Raw genomic sequence first — 933 nt, 5'->3', positions numbered from 1 at the left:
TTAGATGCAGCTAAGGCTTATGCAACTGCTAGTGCTAACGTAAACAAGGCTAGCGAAGACTTTGCAAACGCTCAAACTGCTCAACAAAAAGCTCAAAAGGCTGCGGATGATGCTTTGAATGCTCAAACAGATGCTCTCAACAAGTACAACCAAGCACATCAACTTGAACAAGATGTTGCAAATGCTCAACAAGCATTTGACGAAGCACGTAATGCTCAAACCGCTGCTGCTAACAAACTTGCTGCAGCTAAGGCTTACCAACAAGCTTCTGTTAAGGCAGAAAATGCTGCTAAGGCATTAAACGATGCTAACAACACATTAAGTGCAGCTCAAAAGGCACTTGACGAAGCACGTAATGCTCAAACTGCTGCCGCTGACAAGTTAGGTACTACTAACCCTGACATGGCTGCATTACAAAAGGCTGTTAATGATGCTCAAACTAAGGTTAACGAAACTGGTAACGCCTTAGATGAAGCTAATGCTGACCTTAAGACCGCCCAAGGTAACTATGATGCAGCTGCCAACCGTCAAACAGATGCTAGTGATGCTTACACTAAGGCAGAAACAGCATTGAACGATGCTAAGGCTGCTGAACAAAAGGCAAAGGATGCTTTTGATGCTGCTTCTCAAGACTACCTTAACGAACCAAATGAATGGAATGATGAAGCTCAACAAGCAGCTCAAGCTAAGTGGGAAGATGCTCAAGCAGCTACTAAGACTGCTCAACAAGCATTTGATGAAGCTAATACTGCATTGAATGGTGCCCAAACAGAAGTAAACGCAGCTGGTGAAGCTCTCGAAAGTGCCAAGACTCGTCAAAAGAATGCTCAAGATGCCCATGATGCTGCTGTAAATGCTCAAACTGCTGCTGCTGATAAGTTAGATGCAGCTAAGGCTTATGCAACTGCTAGTGCTAACGTAAACAAGGCTAGC

The 933-nt window shown here is 44.2% G+C and carries 1 protein-coding gene; it reads left to right on the top strand.

Annotated features, from left to right (window positions below; translation table 11 throughout):
• A partial coding sequence (locus H5R88_RS01795) for a hypothetical protein (RefSeq protein ID WP_220477540.1) occupies positions 1-933 on the top strand: 933 nt, incomplete at both ends.

The sequence above is a fragment of the Limosilactobacillus agrestis genome (genome assembly GCF_014145585.1).
Classification (GTDB): domain Bacteria; phylum Bacillota; class Bacilli; order Lactobacillales; family Lactobacillaceae; genus Limosilactobacillus; species Limosilactobacillus agrestis.
This window is presented reverse-complemented; position numbering and strand designations above follow the sequence as displayed.